This window comes from Dehalobacter sp. (assembly GCA_023667845.1).
Lineage (GTDB): Bacteria > Bacillota > Desulfitobacteriia > Desulfitobacteriales > Syntrophobotulaceae > Dehalobacter.
Window position 1 is genome coordinate 1 of record JAMPIU010000025.1, and the last position, 8150, is coordinate 8150.

The 8150-nt window shown below is 41.5% G+C and carries 9 protein-coding genes; 1 reads left to right on the forward strand and 8 read right to left on the reverse strand.

The window, feature by feature from the left end; genetic code table 11:
- Nucleotides 1–335: 335 nt before the first annotated feature.
- On the forward strand, nt 336–620 hold the full coding sequence (locus tag NC238_01290) for a hypothetical protein (GenBank protein ID MCM1564589.1): 285 nt from the start codon (nt 336–338) through the stop codon (nt 618–620).
- Nucleotides 621–697: 77 nt separating this feature from the next.
- Here the strand turns inward: NC238_01290 and NC238_01295 are convergent, their stop codons facing one another.
- The 8 genes from NC238_01295 to NC238_01330 are packed head-to-tail and all read right to left on the reverse strand — an operon-like array spanning nt 698 to nt 7920.
- Complete coding sequence (locus tag NC238_01295; protein ID MCM1564590.1) at nt 698–1051, reverse strand: hypothetical protein; 354 nt, start codon at nt 1049–1051, stop codon at nt 698–700.
- Between the two features lie 15 nt (nt 1052–1066).
- On the reverse strand, nt 1067–3061 hold the full coding sequence (locus tag NC238_01300) for an AAA family ATPase (GenBank protein ID MCM1564591.1): 1995 nt from the start codon (nt 3059–3061) through the stop codon (nt 1067–1069).
- A gap of 18 nt (nt 3062–3079) precedes the next feature.
- Nucleotides 3080–3271, reverse strand: coding sequence for a hypothetical protein (locus NC238_01305; protein ID MCM1564592.1), 192 nt, complete (start codon nt 3269–3271; stop codon nt 3080–3082).
- Nucleotides 3264–5393 (reverse strand): DEAD/DEAH box helicase family protein, encoded by a 2130-nt coding sequence (locus NC238_01310; GenBank protein MCM1564593.1) that lies wholly within the window; start codon nt 5391–5393, stop codon nt 3264–3266. The genes NC238_01305 and NC238_01310 overlap by 8 nt, the downstream gene beginning before the upstream one ends.
- On the reverse strand, nt 5393–5917 hold the full coding sequence (locus NC238_01315) for a hypothetical protein (GenBank protein ID MCM1564594.1): 525 nt from the start codon (nt 5915–5917) through the stop codon (nt 5393–5395). The genes NC238_01310 and NC238_01315 overlap by 1 nt, the downstream gene beginning before the upstream one ends.
- Nucleotides 5892–6761: a site-specific DNA-methyltransferase gene (locus NC238_01320; protein MCM1564595.1), complete on the reverse strand. Its 870-nt coding sequence runs from the start codon at nt 6759–6761 to the stop codon at nt 5892–5894. The genes NC238_01315 and NC238_01320 overlap by 26 nt, the downstream gene beginning before the upstream one ends.
- A complete protein-coding gene (locus tag NC238_01325) occupies nt 6745–7668 on the reverse strand; it encodes a site-specific DNA-methyltransferase (GenBank protein ID MCM1564596.1) in 924 nt (307 codons plus the stop codon). Before NC238_01325 ends, NC238_01320 begins: the two co-directional genes overlap by 17 nt.
- Before the next feature lie 6 nt (nt 7669–7674).
- Complete coding sequence (locus NC238_01330) at nt 7675–7920, reverse strand: helix-turn-helix transcriptional regulator (GenBank protein ID MCM1564597.1); 246 nt, start codon at nt 7918–7920, stop codon at nt 7675–7677.
- Nucleotides 7921–8150 lie beyond the last annotated feature (230 nt).

Genomic DNA, 8150 nt, shown 5'->3' on the forward strand with positions numbered 1-8150 from the left:
GGAAGGACCAAGCTGGCGCATAGAAAACCGGAAAACCATACTGAATGGTCTTGAAAAATAGGTTCCAAAGTGGTATCCAAAATATGCGCGTTTTTGGTATCTTTTATATTGACGTTTACAGCTGTCAGGCAGGATAACATTTGAATTTAGCAAAAGAAGTGCCTTTGACTTTTTCAACAGTAACAAAGGTAGGACTTGCAAACTTCGATCACGTACCACATTTGAGGAACTTAAAAGTTATTTACAGTGCAACTTAAATTCAGAGCCGGCGGTCTCTATTGATGGAGAATTGACAGAATACAGGTTGAACTCAGCTGTAGGATGGGGTTATGAAGTTGAGTGGATTAGTTGTGACGCTGTCAATATTGTCACCTATCTTACAGATGGCACAAAAGAAAAGGAAGTATTTAAGAGTAAAAATCAATTACAAAAAAAGTCTGTTAGAATTGGTGAATCAGAACGCTAAACAGGTTCAAGCATACAATGTAATCGCTGGCACAAGCATCTCATTTGAAGTACAAGGTGTGTTATATAATTCAAACACACCAGACAATAAAAGAAATTGGATTATTTGGGGTACGGAGAAAGTTGAGGAGGACGAAGTCGAAGAACTGTTTTAATTTACGCATATACTAAAATGAGTAAATTTAGTCGACAAGATAAGGGTGTACAAATTCAAAGGCGTTAAATGCCTCTTTTACTCACAGAGAGAATAGATTTTCGGCATACCACCAGCTTCTATAATCTTGCCAATTTCGATTAGCCCAAAAACAATCAATGCCCTGACGTAAATATAAGGGGTGTCTGTATCTGGGTATAATACTTTCACATAAGGTGCAAGATCATCAAAAGAGCCAACACTATAATTGCTACCATTGCTATCGGAGACAGCATATGTGGCTGGGTCAAATATACCATAGTAATTTTTAACTGCGTATGCAAAAGCAAATTTTGCGGCAGATGTTCCGTGATCGAATTTTCCTGTTGCAACCAACCTATCTGCCACATCGTTAGCGGCTTTTGACAAGCGGAAGTTAGTTATATCGTTCATATCTATCACCTCCAATTATTGCAGTTCTATTGTTGTGCGGAAAGAGCCATACTTTCTCAGGCGATACTCTTTCTTGAGTGTGCTTCCCAAGACCTGCCTTGCAGTTTGACCGTCAATCTCGTCCGTGTACGCCAAAAGAATAATCTGATCGGACATTAACGGAAGAGCCTTTGTTATGTTCTTCTTATGGGTTGGGTCAAGACGTCCGAATGGCGAATCCATAATAATGGGTCCGCTTAGGGGAGCGTTCTTGTGTAAAGCACCAATCAAAGATAAAGCCACAATATGCTCAAATCCAGCAGAACGGAACGGAATAATTTCACCAGAGCGATGCTGTATGGAGAGACCATAATTATCGTTGATCTTCAATGCTGTATAATCAGAGTCGCTACTAATATTACAGAAAAGCTCTGTGGCATCACGTTCGACTTCCGTTTTCAACTTGTCACGATATGCGGCGATACCATCGTTAAACAACTGATGGAGTGATGCACAGATTTCGACCTTTTTTACTGCAAGATTCAAATCCGCATCAGAAGTGCCAGCTTTGCGCACTTTTTCTTCAAGGCTTGCTAAAGCGATGTCCGCCTCTTTTATTTTATCTTTAGTTGCCTGAATGCCTTCCTTGAGGTTTTCAATCTTGGAATAGCACTTAACCAAATTCTGTGCATTCTCTTTTGTGGCAGAAGTAAGGTCACTAACATTTCCGTAGCGGCTAATTTCATCTCGCAAATCCTTGAGTTGGCCTTTTGCGTCATCAATTTGTACTAAAAGGTCAGCCAACTGATTCTCGTAAACCTTGAGAACCTGGGCATTTGTTGCGCTCTGCATACTTTCCAAAGATGCCTGACGGATTTGAAGAATCTTCATGCGTTCGATTTCTTCAGAAGAAAGTCCTCCGAATTCTCCAGGCTCTTCATCAAGACGCTTTTTTAGGGCAGTTACATGAGCTTCATCTACATCCTGATCGCAGCATTCACAATGATGCGTCTCTACGATGTGTTGAATGTAAGTCATAAGCCGGGTAGCCGACTCGTGGGTATTGTGCTTTTGCTGGAGTACGGACAGTTCTGATTTAACCTGAGACAAGATTTCTGCCGTTCGCTTACCAATCACATATCTCCAGACATCTTTTGTTGCAACGACAATTGACTGTAAAAGGCCGTCACGTGTAGCCTCTTTTGCAGCAATATCACTCTCCAGGTGTTCCATGTTCTGGATTAAACTCCTGAGATGCTCGTTCTGTTTTCCTTCGTCCTCAAGTTTTGCTCTAAGATTCTGTGCCTCATCATATGCCGCTTGAAGCCGTTCCAGTTCTTTTGTTTGCTCGTCCTTCTTTGCCGTTTCTGATTCAATCTGTGCAGCATACTTTTCTGTCTGCTTATTTGCCTGAGCTGCTTTTGTCTGCTCCTTACGGTATTCGCCAAGTACAAAAGAGGTATCGTTTGTGGCACTTGTCAGAATAGGGACTCCCAAAATGGACTCAATGGATTTCTTGATTTTTTCGCCGACAGAGGTTTCATCCTTTACAAGCTCTTCGTATTCCTGCAGCAATTCGCCATCAAACAGGAAGAAGCGGGATACTTCCTCTGGCATTATCATCGCAATCTCATGTTCCTTGTTAGGAGGGAAATGCCCGTCAACTTTAAGAAAAACATCCTGGACATAGTCATCGTTCTTTGTAGGAATCGTTATACCGGAGCGGACGCTGTATTGGCGGGTGAGTTCATATCTCTTGCCATCGTAGAGCATTTTCAGAACGACTTTAAAGTCGTATTTGCCCGCTTTCATCCCTTCTCTGTTCACCAATTTCAGAATATCGTCTACTGTTTCATGTCGGTACTGGAATCGCCCGAACAGAGCATAACGGAAGAGGTTTAAGAGCGTGGTTTTACCATGTCCGTTGTCTCCCCAAATAAGAGTAACACCATCACCATCTCCGAAGTCAATCGTCTGCTCACCTTCATAAGGGCCAAAATTATTTATGGTCATACTTGTAAACTTCAACATAACAAACAGCCCTCCTTGTTAAATTGTTACCGTTTTCAGAAAGTCATCTATGACTTTCTGAGTGTTGTGCCTTGCTTTTGTCCTGTCGTCTTGAGACGAAAACTCCGCATTTATGATTTCCTGAATCAAAGACATGGGTATTTCGGGATGTTGCTCATCTCTGATTTTTTCTAATACGGAAATCAGCTCGTTGATTTCGATGTTAGTCAATGTCATCCTCCTCCATTCCGGTGTTCTGTAAACTGTTATAATCAATCTGGTAATCAATGGCTATATTCTTCAAATCAGTAACACAGGCTGGGTTTTCTGCGCCTATACCAAATTGAATCGCTCTTGATAATTCACCGATAATAATTGACATGGACTTAGGCGTTTCTTCAGATTCGACAATTGGAACTGTAATCGCATCATATAGATGGGCAAAGAGTTTACCACGCGAATTTCTGAGAATTCTTCCTCTGCGCTGAATGAATTCTCTTGGATTTTGTGAAGAAGCAAGGATCAAGGCGTGTGTTGTTGAAGGAATATCAACACCTTCATCTAAGCATTTAATCGAAACCAAGACACCACCGTTTTTTGCGAAATATCGGAGTGTTTCGTCACGATCACCTTCCATATCTGCATAGTACTCAAATGCATCAAAACCAGCATCAATCGCACTGTTCAATACAGCCTTTAGCTGTGTGATATTGTCGCAATATATTATCCAACTCTGTCCTCTCACATATTCTCTAAGGAGAAGATTAATGGCCAGAGGAACCTTGCCAGATGCGTTTTTTACAATACGCGCTCTATTAATCAACAGCTGTTTCAGCCGTGTGTTGGAAGAAATACTTGTGTCAGCATTGCCATTGGCTTTCATACGAGCCATCAGCTGGCTTATCTGCTTTGTTACATCGTTCCATTCTTCCTGTTCCTTTAGTGTAAGAGTTATGGTTAATGGTTTATAAAAATATTTTGTCAAAACGCCACTTTTAATTGCATCATTCAGCGTATATGGCGGCGGCACGAGGCCACCAAAATACTCAAAGAGTGCCGCCGTGCCTTCGGGGTCTCCATATCTGCGTGGTGTGGCAGACAAGCCTAATCTCGCACCCGCGTTGATATTCAATGCGTTGCGTCTCCTAGGGCTTCCCAACCGGTGAACTTCATCAGCTACGACAAAAAGATGCGCACCTTGTGACACGCTTTTTACAAAATCCTCTGAGCATGCTGTGTCCATAGTTGCGAGGATAATACGGTGGGTAGATCCGCCATCACTCGACCAAGATGCCAAAGTGCCGGGTTTTTTCCACTCGTTGTTGTTATCGCCACAAAGGAGATAGAATATTTGATCTTCGATCAAGGTTTCTCTTAATTCCCGATCCCACTGTTTTAAGAGGTCCCTGGATGGAACTAAGACCAGCACAACTTCATTTCTCTTGAAAGCATCATGAATTGCACACATAGCGGTGAAGGTTTTTCCGCTTCCTGTGGCGTGTTCTAAAATGCCGCGGCGATTATTTTTTACCCATGTTTCAAGCGCATTTACTTGATGTGGGCGAGGAATGCGGCTTCCGGCATGTTTACTGGGTTTCCATTTTTGGGCCTTGCTTTCTTCCACATGAATTTCGTCCAGTAATTCGTACCATTTTACTCCTTCTGCTTTAGTCCGTAATATTTCCTTGGACGCGTTTGGGAACCGGTAGACAATAATTCCCGGAACAGATCCTGACCATAGTTTTTCAAAAAAAGCTGATGCATCATCAACACGTTCTGCATCGCGACTATCAATCCAATTGGGAAACACATCAATAGACTCCATGTTTCCGTCTGAGGACAGCCCTTTGTATGTTTCGTTCATGGAGCCACGGAAGCCCACTTTATTACCTTCGGAATCCGTAAAAATCCCAACTTTATCGTGAAATAGCCTCCTTGCGTTTGGAGATTCGTTGCCTGTAGGAACAGCAATTTTCACATCTATAATTCCTTTTGAAATCATATATGCCAGGAGCTTTGCGGGAGCAGTTAAAAATGGGTCATCAAATAAATCTTGCACTTCTTTTGCAAGCGACTCAGCAAGTAGTTCATCGTTTTTTGCAGAATAGCCTTTAGCCAATGCAGATGCATCTTCATCAGACACATACGGTGAACATATCAAGCGCATTTTTCCGCTGTTTTCAATGAATTCCCGTAGCGCGTCCCATGCAATAATGTAAATAGTGCTTCCAAAATACCCGGAGATTCTGTCATAAAGGCTGGAGTATCTCATGCATGGAAGATAAAACATATCTGCTATGTCATGCTCTGCCTTATTATAAGAAGTTAGGTAGGTTTGTTCTTTAAGTCCCATCATTTACCTCCGAGCAATTCTTCGTGCATGATATCCATGCGGCGAATTATAGCATCATACAGATACTGTGGACGGGCGCAGACGATCCTTTCATTATTATGTCTAACCGTTTCAGATACCTTTGTATAAAGAGATTTAACAATCACATCTGCTTTAACCTGCATATTGCCACTGTATGCAAAATCGCTATGTTTATCTGCATCCCAAAATGTAAAAGATATATCTTCACCGTCTCGTACTAATGCGCCTATAATGGGCAAACGCCCATCGGAGTAGTCAAGTTGCCCACGTTCGCCTCGTTGTTGACCGGGAAGGATTACTTGTATTTTATATTCATCTAATGCACGACCACCAGGTGGATTTGTGCAGTTCCACAGATATACACGTAAACGCAGATTCCTTGGTTGCAAATCCACAAGAAGAGGAGAGTATGATGTATCGCTATGCCAAACGACATGACCACCAAGTCCTTCAATAAAAATGGTGTTCAATTCTTTTTTACTGAGTCTCTTGCCCTTTGCCATAATCTTTTCCTCCAGCAATAGCGTGAAGTCGAGAATTCGCCTGAGCTACATATTCCTCCACAACATCAAATCCAGCAAAATGCCGTCCGAGAGAAAGCGCTGCATATCCCGTTGTTCCGCTTCCCATCCAAGGATCCACGACCAAGTCATTTTCTTCTGTTGTGGCTTTTATATACTTTTTGGGCAGATACAATGGCTGTGTAGCGGGATGGTCATCTATACGAGCCGAAACTCCCCCGCTTATAATGTTTTTAGGTAATGCTCCAAGCGGATTGGGAGCTATCATTTTGTTTTTACGAACATATGTGTTTCCGTTTGATCGAGGTTTGTATTCATAGGATTCGTATGTTTGAACGCTATGCGATTCATATGGTCTACGAATCGCATCGAGATTAATGGTCCATTTTGGAGATTTTGAAAACCATAGATTCTGCTCATATGCATCTTGACAAGCTACACGAAGCCCAGTCGGTGCAGGATTCTCTTTTATCCAAATTTCAATGTCAACACAATAAAGTCCCCATGTTTCTTCCATCGCTATTGCAAGCTTTTCTATAACTAAAGACCGCTTAGATGCAACTTTTACTGTCGACTTTTCTCTGTTCGCTTTGACATTAATAACTATAAAGCCATCGTCACACAGTTTCCTGCAAGCAGCATTGAGAAACGGGGTCATCTTATCTATGTATTCAGACGAACGCCACACTCCATACTCGCGTTCAGCATTAGGATATGGAGGAGAACCATAAATTAGTTTTATTGACTTATCAGGCAACAGAAGCATTCCTTCAGCACCATCCATTTGACGGACGCTGTATCTGTTTTTATTAATCTCCTGTATCATCGCACTTGTCCTCTTTGTGTAAGTTTTTTTCATATTCCAATCGCAGAGTAGCAAGTCGACAATAGTCCGCATTAGCATCAATTCCAATCCAGACGCGATTGAGTCTCTGCGCAACGGCGGCAGTAGTGCCAGAGCCGGAAAAAGGATCAAGCACAACATCTCCCTCAGTGCTTCCAGAAAGGATAAAGAATTCCGCGAGTTTTTCGGGGAACCTTGCTGGATGCCCTATACCATGTTCTTTGCATAGCTTCATGAAATAGTCATTGCTACTCGTATTTGCAATTTCAATTACTGTTCCGGGATCGGAGCCGCCATTATCGGTCCAAGTCTTCTCGCAATCAAAGTTATGTGTGCTTGGACGAGTATTTTGGTTTCTGTCTCCCTTGCCCTTTCCCTTAAGATATTTTTGCATATCTTTACTATATGGTTTTCTAATTGAGTCCATATTAAATTCCCATGAATCGCCTTTTGCTAACCAAAAACAGTACTCATGCGATTTCTTCGTTCGACCATAGCCACCTCTTGAGTACACATTTGGAGGAGTTGCAGGATTGTACCATATATAATCTCGTACAAGGTGAAAGCCAATATCCTTACACAATTTAAGCAAAAGCTCGAATACATATAAATGCTGATAGTTATCTACAACCTTATCGCTGATATTCAGAATGAAGCTGCCATCATCCTTAAGGACGCGATAGATTTCCTTTGCCTTTGCAATGAACCAGTCAACATATTCGTCTGGAGAAATCGTTCCATCAACATCACCGTAATCTCGCTTGTCCGCATATGGAGGTGAGGTGAGTACAAGGTCTATACACGAATCTGGCATAGTCTTTAGAATAGCCTCGCAGTCACCACAGATAAATTTATCTCGAAACGTGTTTAGCGTTCTTTTTTTTCCCATTATTGATTACACCTTTTCATATTCTTCGTTGTCGGATTGATCTTCATCATCTAACGAAACTTCCATTATGTCTGAAATGTCGCACTTGAGAGCATCGCATATTCTCAAAAGAACATCGGTCGTTAGATTCTCATTCTTTGATAATTTTGCCATCGAGGCGGTACTGATTCCTGTAGCTTCTCGTAGGTCTTTCCTCTTCATATCTTTATCAATTAGGAGTTTCCATAGTTTCTTATAACTGACAGTAGACATTTCCTACTCCTTTCGATTTACAGACACACTACTCTGAAATCCTATCGTAAAACTTTATTTTACGTTTGCATATTATTATACCGAATTTGAGTGTAAGTGTCAATTTTCTGGCTTAATTGAAAGGTGAGATGCCACTTTGTAAGACGAAAAGCCATGTTTGTAACCGACAAGTGAATATTTGTAAACGAAACGCAGTTTTTGTATCCGAAAAGCCACTTTTGAAAATGAAA